The organism is Marinobacter sp. RI1 (assembly GCF_041155085.1).
Lineage (GTDB): Bacteria > Pseudomonadota > Gammaproteobacteria > Pseudomonadales > Oleiphilaceae > Marinobacter > Marinobacter nauticus.
The window spans coordinates 2,797,359-2,811,861 of record NZ_AP031605.1 but is presented as its reverse complement, the minus strand read 5'-3'; the positions used below and the strand labels follow the sequence as shown (position 1 = coordinate 2,811,861).

The 14,503-nt window shown below is 57.9% G+C and carries 15 protein-coding genes; 12 read left to right on the top strand and 3 right to left on the bottom strand.

Going from position 1 to position 14,503, the window contains the following annotated elements; translation table 11 throughout:
* Positions 1-22 precede the first annotated feature (22 nt).
* Entirely contained in the window at positions 23-1,267 is a 1,245-nt protein-coding gene (locus tag ACAM27_RS12670) for a lipoprotein-releasing ABC transporter permease subunit (protein ID WP_022991067.1), read from the top strand.
* Positions 1,260-1,958: an ABC transporter ATP-binding protein gene (locus ACAM27_RS12665; RefSeq protein ID WP_022991068.1), complete on the top strand. Its 699-nt coding sequence runs from the start codon at positions 1,260-1,262 to the stop codon at positions 1,956-1,958. The genes ACAM27_RS12670 and ACAM27_RS12665 overlap by 8 nt, the downstream gene beginning before the upstream one ends.
* On the opposite strand, the gene ACAM27_RS12660 is transcribed toward ACAM27_RS12665, so the two are convergent.
* Entirely contained in the window at positions 1,946-2,491 is a 546-nt protein-coding gene (locus tag ACAM27_RS12660; RefSeq protein WP_022991069.1) for a DUF2062 domain-containing protein, read from the bottom strand. The two genes, ACAM27_RS12665 and ACAM27_RS12660, sit on opposite strands and share 13 nt — an antisense overlap.
* An 83-nt stretch (positions 2,492-2,574) precedes the next feature.
* On the opposite strand from ACAM27_RS12660, the gene ACAM27_RS12655 reads away from it, so the two are divergent.
* The 9 genes from ACAM27_RS12655 (at position 2,575) to murB (ending at position 11,439) form a co-directional block, all read left to right on the top strand.
* Complete coding sequence (locus ACAM27_RS12655) at positions 2,575-4,995, top strand: DNA internalization-related competence protein ComEC/Rec2 (RefSeq protein ID WP_369612076.1); 2,421 nt, start codon at positions 2,575-2,577, stop codon at positions 4,993-4,995.
* A 72-nt stretch (positions 4,996-5,067) separates the two neighbouring features.
* On the top strand, positions 5,068-5,694 hold the full coding sequence (locus ACAM27_RS12650) for a MotA/TolQ/ExbB proton channel family protein (protein ID WP_014421239.1): 627 nt from the start codon (positions 5,068-5,070) through the stop codon (positions 5,692-5,694).
* Positions 5,695-5,699: 5 nt separating this feature from the next.
* Positions 5,700-6,125, top strand: a complete 426-nt coding sequence (locus tag ACAM27_RS12645; protein WP_014421240.1) for a biopolymer transporter ExbD — start codon at positions 5,700-5,702, stop codon at positions 6,123-6,125.
* A complete protein-coding gene (msbA, locus tag ACAM27_RS12640) occupies positions 6,125-7,894 on the top strand; it encodes a lipid A export permease/ATP-binding protein MsbA (protein ID WP_121206735.1) in 1,770 nt (589 codons plus the stop codon). Before ACAM27_RS12645 ends, msbA begins: the two co-directional genes overlap by 1 nt.
* Positions 7,891-8,952, top strand: a complete 1,062-nt coding sequence (lpxK, locus tag ACAM27_RS12635; RefSeq protein WP_369612075.1) for a tetraacyldisaccharide 4'-kinase — start codon at positions 7,891-7,893, stop codon at positions 8,950-8,952. The genes msbA and lpxK overlap by 4 nt, the downstream gene beginning before the upstream one ends.
* Positions 8,945-9,133: a Trm112 family protein gene (locus ACAM27_RS12630; RefSeq protein WP_011785222.1), complete on the top strand. Its 189-nt coding sequence runs from the start codon at positions 8,945-8,947 to the stop codon at positions 9,131-9,133. The genes lpxK and ACAM27_RS12630 overlap by 8 nt, the downstream gene beginning before the upstream one ends.
* 20 nt (positions 9,134-9,153) lie before the next feature.
* Entirely contained in the window at positions 9,154-9,939 is a 786-nt protein-coding gene (kdsB, locus tag ACAM27_RS12625; RefSeq protein ID WP_023010438.1) for a 3-deoxy-manno-octulosonate cytidylyltransferase, read from the top strand.
* Positions 9,932-10,411, top strand: a complete 480-nt coding sequence (locus tag ACAM27_RS12620) for a low molecular weight protein-tyrosine-phosphatase (protein WP_031210507.1) — start codon at positions 9,932-9,934, stop codon at positions 10,409-10,411. Before kdsB ends, ACAM27_RS12620 begins: the two co-directional genes overlap by 8 nt.
* Positions 10,408-11,439 (top strand): UDP-N-acetylmuramate dehydrogenase, encoded by a 1,032-nt coding sequence (murB, locus tag ACAM27_RS12615; RefSeq protein WP_014421246.1) that lies wholly within the window; start codon positions 10,408-10,410, stop codon positions 11,437-11,439. The genes ACAM27_RS12620 and murB overlap by 4 nt, the downstream gene beginning before the upstream one ends.
* A gap of 65 nt (positions 11,440-11,504) precedes the next feature.
* Here murB and ACAM27_RS12610 read toward each other — a convergent pair whose 3' ends face one another.
* Positions 11,505-13,238, bottom strand: a complete 1,734-nt coding sequence (locus tag ACAM27_RS12610) for a proline--tRNA ligase (RefSeq protein ID WP_369612074.1) — start codon at positions 13,236-13,238, stop codon at positions 11,505-11,507.
* 126 nt (positions 13,239-13,364) lie between these two features.
* On the opposite strand from ACAM27_RS12610, the gene ACAM27_RS12605 reads away from it, so the two are divergent.
* Positions 13,365-13,988: a TetR/AcrR family transcriptional regulator gene (locus ACAM27_RS12605; protein WP_023010009.1), complete on the top strand. Its 624-nt coding sequence runs from the start codon at positions 13,365-13,367 to the stop codon at positions 13,986-13,988.
* On the opposite strand, the gene ACAM27_RS12600 is transcribed toward ACAM27_RS12605, so the two are convergent.
* On the bottom strand, positions 13,976-14,473 hold the full coding sequence (locus ACAM27_RS12600) for an Lrp/AsnC family transcriptional regulator (protein ID WP_011785216.1): 498 nt from the start codon (positions 14,471-14,473) through the stop codon (positions 13,976-13,978). The two genes, ACAM27_RS12605 and ACAM27_RS12600, sit on opposite strands and share 13 nt — an antisense overlap.
* Positions 14,474-14,503: the final 30 nt, after the last annotated feature.

The following is a 14,503-nucleotide window of genomic DNA, read 5'->3' as shown; positions in this document are numbered from 1 at the left end:
AGGTAGCGACAGGCACCCCTACATGTTCAGACCCTTATCGTTTTATATTGGCCTGCGATATACCGCCGCCAAACGACGTAATCACTTCATCTCCTTTATCTCCCTGACCTCAATGATTGGCCTGATGCTGGGCGTTGCGGTATTGATCATCGTGCTCTCGGTCATGAACGGGTTCGATCGCGAACTCAAGCAGCGCATTCTTGGGATGGTGCCTCATGCCACGATTCAGGGGGCTTCCGGTCCCCTGGAGAACTGGCAGGAGATTGACCAGAAGGTTGAAGCCTACCCGCGAGTGCTGGCGGCCGCTCCCTTTATCCAGGGCCAGGGCATGGTAACCGGTGGTGGTAACGTCCGGGGCGTGATGCTCAACGGTGTCCTGCCGGAGCAGGAGGCCAGCGTTTCGATTATCGAGAACCATTTCATCGAAGGCAGCCTTGAGGAGCTTCGGTCCGGGGAATTCGGAATCATCATTGGCCGGTTGATGGCAAACAGCCTTCGACTGGGGGTAGGCGATAAACTCACGGTGGTATTACCGGAAGCCTCGGTAACGCCGGCCGGCGTGTTGCCCAGGCTCAAGCGCTTTACCGTCAAGGGTATTTTCAGCGTTGGTGCCGAGCTTGATGGGAACTACGCGCTGATTCATATGGATGATGCGGCGCGTTTGATGCGTACCGGTGGCCGCGCGGAGGGTATCCGGCTTTTAATGGATGACCTGTTTGCGGCGCCCAAAGTTGTCAATGATGTTGCCCGGACCCTGGGAGGCCGCTATTACGTATCGGACTGGACCCGCACCCACGGCAACCTGTTTCAGGCAATTCGCATGGAAAAAACCATGATCGGGTTGTTGCTGATGTTCATTGTCGCAGTGGCGGCCTTCAATATTGTGTCAACGCTGGTCATGGTGGTGACCGACAAGACCGCTGATATCGCCATCCTGCGAACCATGGGCGCCACGCCCGGGCGCATTATGAGGATCTTTATTATCCAGGGTGCCGTGATTGGCGTGTTTGGCACGCTCATAGGTACTGCATTGGGGATCTTCGGTGCCCTGAACATCAGTGGCTTTATTTCGTGGCTTGAATCGGCACTGGGGCATCAGTTTCTCAGCGCTGATGTCTATTTTATTAGCTACCTGCCGTCGCAGCTCCAGTTGCAGGATGTACTGATTATCAGCGGTGCGGGCCTTGCCATGAGCCTGCTGGCAACTATTTATCCGGCCTGGCGTGCGTCGCGGGTCGAACCGGCGGAGGCATTGCGTTATGAGTGACGGGCAGACGACATCTCTGGTGATTGATTGTCAGAAGGTTACCCGCACCTACAGTGAAGGGCCGGAAACACTGACGATTTTCTCGGACATCTCACTTCAGGTTAAGGCCGGCGAGACGGTTGCCATTGTGGGCAGTAGCGGGGCAGGGAAAACCACCTTGCTGAACCTGCTGGGCGGTTTGGATCGCCCTTCGTCAGGGCATATCCGGATCTGTGGCAAGGATATTCATCAGCTATCGGAAGCAGGCCGGGCGCGGTTCCGGAATCAGCATCTGGGGTTTGTGTATCAGTTCCATCATCTGCTGCCGGAATTTACCGCACTTGAGAATGTCATGTTGCCCTGCGCGCTGGGTGGCATGCCACCCAGGCAGGCCCGCCCGAAGGCGGAGCAACTGCTGCAACGGGTGGGTCTGGGTGAGCGGCTCAGGCACAAACCCGGCGAGTTGTCCGGTGGTGAGCGTCAGCGGGTAGCGATAGCCAGAGCGCTGGTTAACAGCCCGGAGTGTGTGTTGATGGATGAGCCTACCGGCAATCTGGATGAACACACAGGGGAGGGTATCCGTGCCCTGATCGGCGACCTGCGTGATAATTCCGGGACGTCATTCATCATGGTTACCCACGACATGACCATGGCCCGGAGCCTGGGAAGGGTGCTGCGACTGGAGCAGGGGCGATTGGTTCAGGAGGCCTGATTGCTCGCGGGCGTTCGCTTGTTGCGCTGGCGACGCCGTAATTGCCATTCAGTGCGGATCTTGCGGCGCCATAGATACTGGATGATCAGGTAAGCGACGCAGGCGGTCACCGTGGCCAGAACCAGAGAACCCAGGTACAACGGCACGCCGATATCGATCAACCTGTGGCTGATCCAGTCCCAGGAAAGCTCGAATTCGAACGCCAGGACGGGCCGATTGAGTATCCAGGCCCCCACCTTGTAATTAAAGTAGAACATCGGGGGCATGGTCAGCGGATTGCTGATCCAGACCAGAACCACGGATAAAGGCAGGTTGGCGTTAAACCAGATGGCGCAGAATGCGGCTGCCAGCATCTGGAAAGGCATCGGAATAAAACAGAACCAGACGCCCACCAGGAAGGCCCTGGCAACACAGTGCCGGTTGATGTGCCACAGGTTGGGTTCATGGAGGATATCGCCCAGAAAACGCAGCGATTGCATCGACTGCACCTTTTCAGGGGTGGGCAAATACCGTTTCATGAACTTCTTCGGCATAGGAAGTTCGGCCTGTTTCCTGGCTTTGAGTAATCACTGGAGCCCAGAGGCTGCCAGCGCTATCGAAAATCGGAGGACAAGGATTGTCCGAAAACCCAGTTTCCAACCGGGTCAGCAGGCTCGGTGTTGGACTCGCCAGCATTCTCGCCTTCTCTTGCGGCGTTATCTTACTGTATCGGCTCGCAACCTTGCCACCATATCCATGGCTGTTTGTGCTGGTTGGGTTAATGTTGATGGCTATGGCCTGTCGATGCCAGCGCATACAGAGGTTCGGGCCCGCGGTGGTTGCTGCGACGCTGGGGCTGGTCTGGGGCGGCTGGAATGCCGATATGAGACTGGCCGAACGCCTGCCTTCGGAGTGGGAAACCAAGCGCATTGTGGTTTCCGGCTACCTCTGTGATTTGCCGACACCGGGAAGCTTTGACAGTCTGAGATTTGGATTCTGTGTCCTGCACTGGCAGGTACCTGGCGTGTCGGTAGATAATAACTTGCCCCGCGTCCTGCGCCTATCCTGGTATGGCAGGGAGGGGCGCAGGCTACCCGACCATCGCCTGACACTGGAGGTTTCTCTCAAGCGTCCTCACGGCAACCTGAATCCAGTGGGGTTTCGCTACGAAGACTGGTTGTTCCGTCACGGCTATCGGGCGACCGGTTCCGTCAAACAGGTCTCTGCGGCACCGGAGCTGGCATGCGCACTGCAATGTCAGTACCACGCCTGGCACTGGCGAGCGTCAAAGAAGTTGCAGCATTGGTTTGGTGAAGCGGAATACTACCCCCTGATTGCGTCTCTGCTAATGGGTAACCGGGGTTCTCTGGAAGATCATCACTGGCAGGTACTCAAGTCGACCGGCACCATTCATCTGGTGGCTATTTCCGGTTTGCATCTCGGTCTGGTGGCGGTCGGAGTTGGTCTGTTGGCGCGCTGGGGCTTGCTGTTGCTGCCAGTTGGTGGTCTGAGTGAGCAGGGCCGGCGTTCTCTGGTTTTTCTGGTGGTTGTGCTCAGCTGCCTTGTCTATTCGTTATTGGCCGGTTTTACCGTACCAACCCGGCGGGCCCTGGTGATGGTGGTTGCCGGCGGCTGGTATTTGCTCAAGGCAAGACAACAGAGCGGCTGGCGACCCTTTGTGCTGGCTCTGGCAGTGGTGCTTCTGATGGATCCGTTTGCGCCTCTGGACCAGGGTTTCTGGTTGTCTTTTGGCGCTGTAGGGGTGCTGCTGGCGGTATTTTCAGGGCGTCTGGGTTCGTCGGGTTGGTTATCGGCTTTGTTGATAGCCCAGTTGGCGGTCTTTGTCGGGTTGTGGCCAATGTTGATGCTGGTGCATCAGGGCCAGCCCCTTGCAGGCTTCGCGGCCAACCTGTTGGCGGTGCCCTGGGTGTCGTTTGCCGTCATGCCGGTACTGTTCCTGGGGTCCATCATCGCCCTTCTTTCCGGGGGGTGGCTCCTGCCCTGGGTGTCGGCCGGGTTTGACCTTGTCCTGGGGGCACTATGGTGGTGGCTGGAGCTGGTGGCCCGGTTCCCGGCAGGACAGATGCAGCCTCTGCCGCTGCCATTGGCAGCGGGTTTGGCGTTGCTGGCGCTTTGGGGGATTCGCTGGAGGGACTGGCGATGGCGGGCATTGCTGGGCGTTACCTTCCTGTTGCTCAGTGTTCCCTGGTCAGGTCCAGGAATAGGCAATTCCGTGGCACAGGCACCTGAAGTCCGCGTGTTGGATGTGGGGCAGGGGCTGTCGGTTGTGGTTCGCGCCGGTGGCCGGGTGATGGTGTATGACACCGGGCCGGAAGTTGCGGGCGTCTATTCCGCCGCCGATTCGGTGCTGGTGCCGAATCTCCGGGCAATGGGCGTCGAGGTTATTGATCTGCTGGTCTTGAGCCATGCTGATAATGACCACGCCGGCGGTCTTGAGACGTTGTCTGAGCACTTCTCGATCAAAAGGGTGATTTCCGGAGAGCCTGCTCTTATTGCCGGGCGCGTGCCGGTGAGGGTGGAAGGTTGTCGCCCGGGGAATATCCGGTGGCCGGGTCTGGTGATGTCGCTGTGGCAAAATCCGTTGCCTGCGGACGGGAATGACGCTTCGTGCGTGATACGCGTGTACCACCCGTCCAGCAACAGCGATTTCGTATTGACCGGGGACATCAGCCGGAAGGTTGAGCAACTGATGCTCGGTGGCGCCGGCCTAGAGTGGCTTGAGAACCGCGTTGCGCAGCGGGTGGTGCTGGCGCCACACCATGGCAGCAAAACTTCATCTTCAACACGCTGGGTACAGGCGGTGGCGCCGGATCAGGTGATCTATACGGCGGGCTACCGGCACCATTTCGGGCATCCGCATGCGGAAGTAACCGGTCGGTACCGCGCCAGTGGTGCCGTGCCATTGAACACGGCCTGCTCCGGCCAGATCACACTCAGGTTCGCAGATTCAGGCCTGCTTATAAGTGAGCTCTGGCAGACACAGCCTTTCTGGATAGCGTCTCCGGGGCTTGCCAGGAGTGAATGTAAAATACCGTGACAATCCGGGTGTGGCCTGCACCGACAGCTATGCTAAAGTAGCGCGGCTTGTAACTAATCAGGGAGATCAAGCGTGTTCGAGCTGTTGAAAGCCGGTGGCATCCTGATGGTGCCCATTGTTGCCTGTTCCATCCTGGCACTTGCCATCATTCTGGAACGAATCTGGACCTTGCGGGCCTCTCGGGTCGCGCCCCCGCAGTCTATTAACGAACTCTGGCGCTGGATCAAGAAAAAAGAGCTTAACGGTCGCAAGCTGAAAGCCTTGCAGGCATCTTCGCCACTTGGCCGGATTCTCGCCGGCGGCCTGATCAACGCAAAACATGGTCGCGAGATCATGAAAGAAAGCATCGAACACGAGGCCAGCCAGGTTATCCACGAGCTGGAGCGTTTTCTGAATCCCCTGGGCACTATCGCCACAATCACGCCACTGTTGGGCCTTTTGGGTACCGTTATCGGCATGATCAAAGTGTTTGCCGAAATCCAGTTGGCCGGCGTCGGCAATGCCGGCAACCTGGCCGGAGGCATTTCCGAGGCATTGATCACCACTGCGGCTGGCCTGAGTGTCGCGATTCCTGCTCTGATCTGTCACCGCTATTTCATTCGTCGCGTAGACGAATTGGTGGTCAACATGGAGCAGGAAGCCATCAAACTGGTGGAAGTGGTCCACGGAGACCGCGAAATCGACGTTGAAGGAGCCTGAACGCCGTGAAGTTCAAGCGCCAACGAAGCCAGGAAGTCGGGGTAGATCTGACGCCACTGATTGATGTGGTGTTCCTGCTGCTGATTTTCTTCATGGTGTCGACCACATTTACCCGGGAGAGTCATCTGCAGGTGGAGCTTCCGGAAGCCAGTGCAGAGCCGGCAGCTCCGTCTGAGGTCCGGCAGATTGATGTGGTGATCAATGCCGAGGGCCAGTACTTTCTGAACGACCGACCACTGGTTAACAATCGCCGGGAAACCCTCGAACGTGGCGTCAGTGAGCTGGCCGAAGGCGACAACAGCCTGCCGTTCATCATCACTGCAGACGCCCAAACCCCCCATGAATTTGTGGTGCGGGCCATGGATGTTGCCGGTCGCCTGGGGTTTGCCAAGCTGAGCATAACCACAGAGCGGGAGGCTGAAAGCCAGTGATGCAGACAAGGCCGGAGCCGCTCAAGACGCCACCTGCCGGTAGCTGGACCACCTACAAACGCCTGCTCAAGTACGTCAAGCCTTTCTGGTTTGCGTTCTCCCTCGCCGTGTTCGGAAACATCATTTACGCCGCTGCATCCACCGGGATGGCCGCGGCGATGGAATATGTGATCACGGCGATCGAGAATCCGTCCGACCAGAACCGGATGTTGCTGACCGGGCTGATCGTGGGTGTATTTGCCTTCAGAGGCGTTGGTACGTTTTTCAGCCAGTATTTTATCAGCTACGTTGGGCGTAACGTGATCAACGCCTTACGCAACGATGTGTTTGATCGACTGATGTCTTTACCGTCCCGGTACTACGATGAAAACGCATCCGGGCGTCTGGTCTCAAAGCTCACCTTTAACGTCGAGCAGGTCGCGGATGCTGCGACCAATGCGGTGACTATCACGCTGCGGGAAGGGCTGACCATACTGGGTCTGCTCGGCTTCATGCTGTACACCAACTGGAAGTTGACCCTGATTTTTCTTACTGCCGGTCCGGTCATTGGTCTGGTCGTGAATTATGCCAGCAAACGATTTCGTCGAATCAGTAAGCGTATTCAGGGTTCCATGGGCGATATCACCCATGTGGCCTCCGAGTCGATCACTGGATACCGGGTGGTGCGCACCTTCGGAGGCGAAGATTATGAACGGGAGCGGTTTCGTGAGGTCAGTGCCCGTAACCTGAAACAGAGCCTGAAAATGGCTTCTACTCAGGCGATCAGTGTCCCGGTCATTCAGGTGCTGGTGGCTTTTGCTATCGCCGCGCTGGTGTGGACCATGCTTGCGCCGGAGATTCGGGGTGAGATGTCGACTGGTCAGTTGATTGCGTTCATCACCGCGGCGACGACGATGGCCAAGCCCATTCGCCAGGTCACTTCCGTGCACGCCAAGATTCAGAAGGGTGTGGCGGCTGCATTTGATGTGTTCGAGACCATGGATGAAAAGCCGGAAGAGGACCCAGGCTCCTACAACCCGCAGCGGGTCAAAGGCGACATCACATTTGACCAGGTGTCTTTCCGATACCGGGATCAGCTCGACAATGTGCTTGAAGGGATAACCATCGATATTCCAGCCGGCCAGAGCGTTGCACTGGTGGGCCGGTCAGGCAGTGGTAAGTCGACCATGGTTAGCCTGTTACCCCGTTTCTACGAGTACACTGGGGGAGCTATCCGCATTGATGACCATGAACTGAAGGAGTTTTCGCTTCAGTCCCTGCGTGCCCAGATTGCTCTGGTGAACCAGAACGTGGTGCTGTTCAACGATACCATCGCCGCCAACATTGCCTACGGTTCCCTGCGCGACTGCAGCCGGGAAGAAATTATGGAAGCGGCTGAAAAGGCCCACGCGCTCGAGTTTATCAACCGTATGCCGGAAGGGCTCGACACCATGATTGGCGACAATGGTGTGATGCTTTCCGGTGGCCAGCGCCAGCGTCTTGCGATTGCGCGGGCCATCCTCAAGGACGCCCCAATTCTCATTCTGGATGAGGCGACATCGGCACTGGATACGGAATCCGAACGCCATATTCAGGAAGCGCTGGAAACGGTTATGCAGGGCCGTACCACGCTGGTGATCGCACACAGGCTATCCACCATTGAGAAGGCCGACCGGATTCTGGTCATGGACAATGGCCGCATTGTTGAATCCGGAAGTCATGGTGAGCTGTTGGCTGCGGGTGGCGCATATGCCCAGCTGCATCAGATTCAGTTCAGCGAGCACGCATGAGCACCAGCCTGGTTGACCGGCTTTGGTACGGGCAGGGCAGGCCTCTTGCACTGCTCACACCATTGGCCTGGTTATATCGGGCGGTGTCTGAGTCCAGGCGCCGAAAAGCCTGGCATGCGCGAAACGAATTGCTGCCGGTCCCGGTTGTGGTGGTGGGTAATATCACCGCTGGCGGCACCGGCAAGTCACCTCTCACTGCCAGCCTGGTTCAGTGCATGAATCAACACGGCTGGAAACCGGTGATTCTCAGTCGTGGCTACGGTGGTAAAAGCTCTCAGTACCCCTTGCTGGTCGCTGACGGGACCCCGGCGGGTGTCTGTGGTGATGAACCTCTGATGCTGGCCCGGGCCACCGGATGCCCGGTGGTGGTTGACCCGGATCGCTGTCGTGGCGCTCGCTGGGCGTTGGAGAATGGCCTCGGCGATGTACTGATCTGTGACGATGGCCTGCAGCACTACCGTCTGCCCAGAGATATTGAACTGGCAGTATTTGATGCTCGGCGCGGCACTGGAAACGGTGCCATCATTCCGGTCGGTCCGCTGCGGGAGCCGGTTGAACGGTTGAACGGTGTCGACTTTGTCGTTCTTAACGGAGCGGAGTTTCCGGAGGCTGGCGAGACCATCGAGAGCTTTGCCGGCATTGATCATCCGGAGATTCATGCCATGGAGCTGGTGCCCTCGGCTCTGGTGAATCTGAATTCCGGTGAGACCTTGTCGCCGGGGCAGCTTGAAGGTAAACCGGTACGGGCGGTGGCGGGTATCGGTAATCCCGGTCGATTTTTCGAAACCCTCCGGATTCTTGGCGCTCACGTCAATGAAGTTCCCTTTCCTGACCATCATCATTTTCGCCCCGAAGACCTGGCGTCGGGCGCTCTCGAATGGTTGGTAATGACGGCCAAAGATGCAGTGAAGTGCCAAGGCTTTGCTCCGGATAACGCCTGGGTCTTGACGGTTCAGGCCCGGCTGTCGGAACCTTTTGAACAGCATTTTCTGGAACGGCTCAGAGCCTGCTCTGGCCAGTTGCAACCTGATATCAGCGAGGAATCGAACCATGGATAAAAAACTGCTGGCCATGTTGGCCTGCCCGGTGTGCAAGGGTGAGCTCAAGCTCAACGATGCCCGCACCGAGTTGATTTGTTACCAGGATGCCATGGCGTTCCCCATTCGTGAGGGGATTCCGGTTATGCTGGCGGTTGAAGCCCGCACCCTCAGCACAGACGAGCGCCTCGACAAACACTGAGTCACCCGCAGGACGCAACCATGTCATTTACCGTTGTCATTCCCGCCCGATACGCTTCCAGCCGTTTGCCCGGCAAACCTCTGGCCATGATTGCCGGCAAGCCCATGATCCAGCATGTCTGCGAGCGGGCGAATGAGAGCCGCGCCAGCCGCGTGGTGGTCGCGACCGACGATGCCCGTATCGAGGAGGCGTGTCTTGGTTTTGGTGCCGAAGTCATCATGACCTCGCCCCATCATGCCAGTGGCACAGACCGCCTTGAGGAAGTGGCAAGGAAGCTGCAGCTGGATCCGGATCATCGCGTGGTCAACGTTCAGGGGGACGAGCCTCTGATACCGCCTGAATTGATTAATCAGGTTGCCGATAACCTTGAACAGTACCAGGAGGCCGCCATCGCAACACTGTGCGAGCGGATTCACGATGCCCGCCAGGTGTTCAACCCCAATGTCGTAAAAGTGGTGTTCGATGCCCGGGGCATGGCTCATTATTTCAGTCGGGCTCCGATTCCCTGGGCCAGGGACTTCTGGCCAGCGGGGGCGGCCACCCAGGATGTGGACCTTCCGGATGGCATAGGCTATTTCAGGCACATTGGCATTTATGGTTATCGTGCCAGTGTGCTCAGTGAGTTTGTTACCTGGCTGCCGGCCCCCACCGAACGGGTGGAATCCCTGGAACAGTTGCGAGCACTCTATAATGGCGCTCTTATTCATGTGGATGTGGCGGACCGGCCACCGGCTCCGGGGGTAGATACCGAAGAGGATCTGGCCCGTCTGCGGGCGCTGATGGAAAAAGGGGGTTCCCATGGCTGATCGCGTAAGCGTGCTGTTTGTCTGCCTGGGCAATATCTGTCGTTCTCCCAGTGCTGAGGGCGTTTTTCGCCACCTCGCCCGGGAACAAGGCCTGTTCGGCAGACTGCATATTGATTCCTGCGGCACCGGCAACTGGCATATCGGTAAATCTCCGGACGAGCGGGCAACTGCCGCCGCGGCGCGCCGTGGTATCGACATCAGCGACCTTCGTGCCCGCCAGTTCCGTGCAGAAGATCTGGATCAATTTGACTATGTGCTGGTGATGGATCGGTCTAATCTCGCGGATGTTCGAGAGGTCTGGCACCAGAATGGGGGCACGGAGCCGCGCTTGTTTCTGGATTACGGTGACTCCCGGTTGGCCGAGGTGCCCGATCCTTACTACGGCGGAGAGGATGGATTTGAGCACGTGCTTGATCTGATTCATGACGCCAGTTCCGGCCTCCTGGACGAAATTCGGGGGCGGCTGGCTTGAGTCAGGATCTGCAGATTCAGGAGTGGGCCAGCCTTCAGGGATTGAATACCCTGGCTGTGCCGGTAACGGCCCGATACCTGGTGGAAGTCGAAAATCCGGATCAGCTCAAACAGGCGCTTTCCTGGGCCTGTAACCACGAACAGTCCATTCTGGTACTGGGCGGTGGCAGTAATCTGGTGTTTGCCGGCGATTATCCCGGCCTGGTCATCCGGATGGCACTGCGTGGCCGAAGCTGGGAGCAGGTAGACGATCACGGCGCGGTACTGGTGTTAAAAGCCGGTGAGAACTGGCACGAGGCTGTGCTTTACGCCGCTCGTTCCGGTTATCGCGGGATCGAGAACCTGGCGTTGATCCCGGGCACCGCCGGTGCCGCCCCGGTACAGAACATCGGGGCTTATGGCACCGAATTGGGTGACTGTCTTGACAGTGTCACGGTACTGAACCGCCAGACTCTGAAGGTTGAAACCCTGCCTGCAAGCGCCTGCGAATTCGGTTATCGCGACAGCCTGTTCAAGCACCGGCCGGGCCTCTACATCATCCTTGAAATCCGGCTCCGGTTGTCCCGTAATGCGCCTTTGAAGATTGGTTATCGGGATCTTCAGGATTACTTTGGCGACGTTAACGAGGCTGAGTTAACACCCCTGGCGGTGGCCGAGGGCGTGATGGCTGTCCGTCATCGCAAACTGCCGGACCCTGCGGTATTGCCGAATGTGGGCAGTTTCTTCAAGAACCCGGTTATAGGATTGGCTCAGTTTCGGGAGCTTCAGGCCCGGTTTCCGGATGTTGTGTCCTATCCCGCGGATAGTCAGGTCAAACTGGCGGCTGCATGGCTTATTGACCAGGCGGGATGGAAGGGGTTTCGTAACAGCCGGGTCGGGGTTCACAACCGCCAGGCGCTGGTGCTGATCAATCATTCCGGTGGAACTGGCCAGGATGTACTGTCCCTGGCTGATGACGTGCGCCAGTCTGTGCTTGAGAAATTCGGCGTTGAGCTGGAGATGGAGCCGGGGATTGTGGGCAACGCCTGATCTGCGGAGACGTCGTTAACACACCGGAAGGCTGGGGGCAGCCTTCCGGTGTGTATGGTTCAGGGTTACAAGCCGCCTTTGGGCGATGCCTTCACCAGGAACGACAGAGCCTCATCCACAGGAATGTCCTGTTTTTCCTCGTCCCGCCGACCCTTGTATTCCAGGGTTCCGGCGCTCAGGCCGCGTTCTGAGACCACGAAGCGGTGGGGGATGCCAATCAGCTCCATATCTGCGAATTTCACACCCGGGCGTTCGTTGCGGTCATCCAGCAGAACATCGTAGCCAGCTAGGCGAAGCTGTTCGTAAAGCTTGTCGCCAGCCTCGGCCACCACCGGAGATTTGTGACCATTCAGGGTAACAATGGCCACCTCGAACGGTGCGATGGCATCCGGCCAGATGATGCCCTTCTCGTCGTGGTTCTGCTCGATGGATGCCGCGACGATGCGGGAAACGCCAATACCATAACAGCCCATTTCCATAATCGAAGTCTTGCCGTGTTCATCCAGAACCGAGGCGTTCATGGCCTTGCTGTACTTATTGCCCAGCTTGAAAATGTGGCCAACTTCAATACCGCGACGGATCTCCAGTGTGCCGTTCCCATCCGGGCTGGCATCGCCCTCGACCACATTGCGAAGATCTTCCACACGGCTGATTTCGGCATCGCGTTCCCAGTTTACGCCAGTCAGGTGATAATCATCCTTGTTGGCGCCGCAGACAAAATCTGCCAGGTGTGCTGCGCTGCGATCCACGATAACCGGCACCGGCAGCTTGACCGGGCCGATGGAGCCTGGCTTGCAGCCGATTGCTTTTTCGATTTCCTCGTCGGTTGCCATGGTCAGCGGCTCGGCAATGCCGGGGAGGTTCTCAGCCTTGATCTCATTCAGGGTGTGATCGCCGCGCAGAATCAGGGCCACCAGGCCGGATTCACCATTCTCATCCGCCTCTGCCTTTACCAGCAGTGTTTTCACACTGCGCTCAGCCGGTATGCCCAGGAACTGGGAAACTGCGTCGATGGTGCGTTGACCCGGTGTGTGAACCTCTTTCAGTTCCTCGCCGGGGGCAGGGCGCTCGCCGGCAGGTGCTACCGCTTCGGCTTTTTCGATGTTGGCGGCGTAGTCACCGCTGGTGCTGAATACGATGGCATCTTCGCCAGAGGAGGCTAGCACGTGGAATTCATGGGAGGAGCTGCCACCAATGGAACCGGAGTCCGCCTGTACCGGACGGTAGTCGAGCCCCAGCCGGTCGAAAATGTTGCAGTAGGTCTGGTGCATCACCTTATAGGTTTCATCCAGGGATTCCGCGTTCAGATGGAATGAGTAAGCATCCTTCATGATGAACTCGCGGGCGCGCATCACGCCAAACCGCGGGCGGCGCTCATCGCGGAACTTGGTCTGGATCTGGTAGAAGTTGGCCGGCAGCTCTTTGTAGCTTTTCAGTTCGTTCCGGATCAGATCAGTGATAACTTCTTCATGAGTGGGGCCAAAGCAGAAATCGCGGCCATGGCGGTCGTTCAGGCGCAGCAGTTCTCCACCGTACTGTTCCCAGCGGCCGGATTCCTGCCACAGCTCGGCGGGTTGTACCGCCGGCATGAGAACTTCCTGGGCGCCGCTCTTGTCCATTTCTTCACGGACGATTCGCTCCACCTTACGCAGGGTGCGCAACCCTAACGGCAACCAGGTGTAAAGGCCGGCGGCCAGTTTACGGATCATGCCCGCCCGCAGCATCAGCTGATGGCTGATAATCTCGGCGTCGGAAGGGGTCTCTTTCTGGGTAGCTATCAGGTAACGGCTCGCTCGCATCGTGTCTTCCGCTGTCATCAGAAAAGTGGGAGTCAGACTAATTGGCAAGGCGGGATGCCCGCCACAGCCTTTCATTGTCGTAGAGTGGGCGTTATTGTACGGAGCCTGCATCACAAGGTACAGATAATGACTGACGAATCCATCGATGTGTCACCCCGCCGGCGCCCGGTTCAGGCCCGCAGCCGGGAACGGGTGAACACCATACTGCAGCATGCTGCCGGGATCTTTCACGAGCAGGGCGTCGACAGCACCAGTATGTCGGCCATCGCCCGGCAGTCCGGCATGTCTCTGGCATCGCTTTACCGCTATTTCCCGAATAAAGCGGCGATTGTCAACGCTATTGCGGAGCGACATGTTGAGAAGATGGAGCAGGCGCTGAGGGTCAAGCTCCCGCAGCTGAGCCTGAGCGACGCGGTGGATGTCCTGATTGATCTGTTTTACGACTTCTACCGCACCGAGCCCGCCTATTCCGCGATCTGGAGCGGTGTGGAAGCCATGCCGGAACTGAGGCAGCTGGATCTTCGCGAACTCTACAGCAACGCCCGGGACCTGGATGCCCGTCTGCAGGAGGAGTATCCCGATTTGCCGGCAGATCGCCGCTGGACAGCCAGTTTGCTGTTACCCCGTTCTGCCGGCACGATTCTTCGGCTGGCGGCCACCCTGCCGGATGAGCAGGGCGTATTGTTGGTACAGGAAATGAAAACCATGGCCCGCGCTTATCTGGACAACCTGGTGGCTCAGGACAAATAGCCCAGCGGCAGTGCGGTGCTGTCGATGACGCGCCGGAGAACAAAGCTGGAGTGAACACCGCTAACACCGGGAATACGGGTTATCCTGTTCAACAAAAAGTGGTGGTAGTGGTCCATATCCGGCACGACCACTTTGAGCATGTAATCCGCACTCTGACCAGTGATCAGATAACACTCCTGAACCTCCGGGTATTCCCCCACCTGTTCCTCAAACGCGGCAAAGCGCTCTGGTGTATGCCGGTCCATGCCAATGAGAATAATGGCGGTGAGCGACAGCCCCAGTTTTTTGTGATCCAGAATGGTGACCGTTCGCACGATAATGCCCGCCTCCTCGAGGGCGCGAACTCGCCGAAGGCAGGGGGAAGGGGATAGGCCGACCTTCTCGGCCAGTTGCTGATTGGTCAGTGAGCCGTCTTTTTGCAATTGTTCGAGGATTTTTCGGTCGAGCTTGTCAATTTTGACAAGCGTTTTCTCGGTATCGGGCATTTTCTGTCTCTTATTAAAGATTTTATGAAA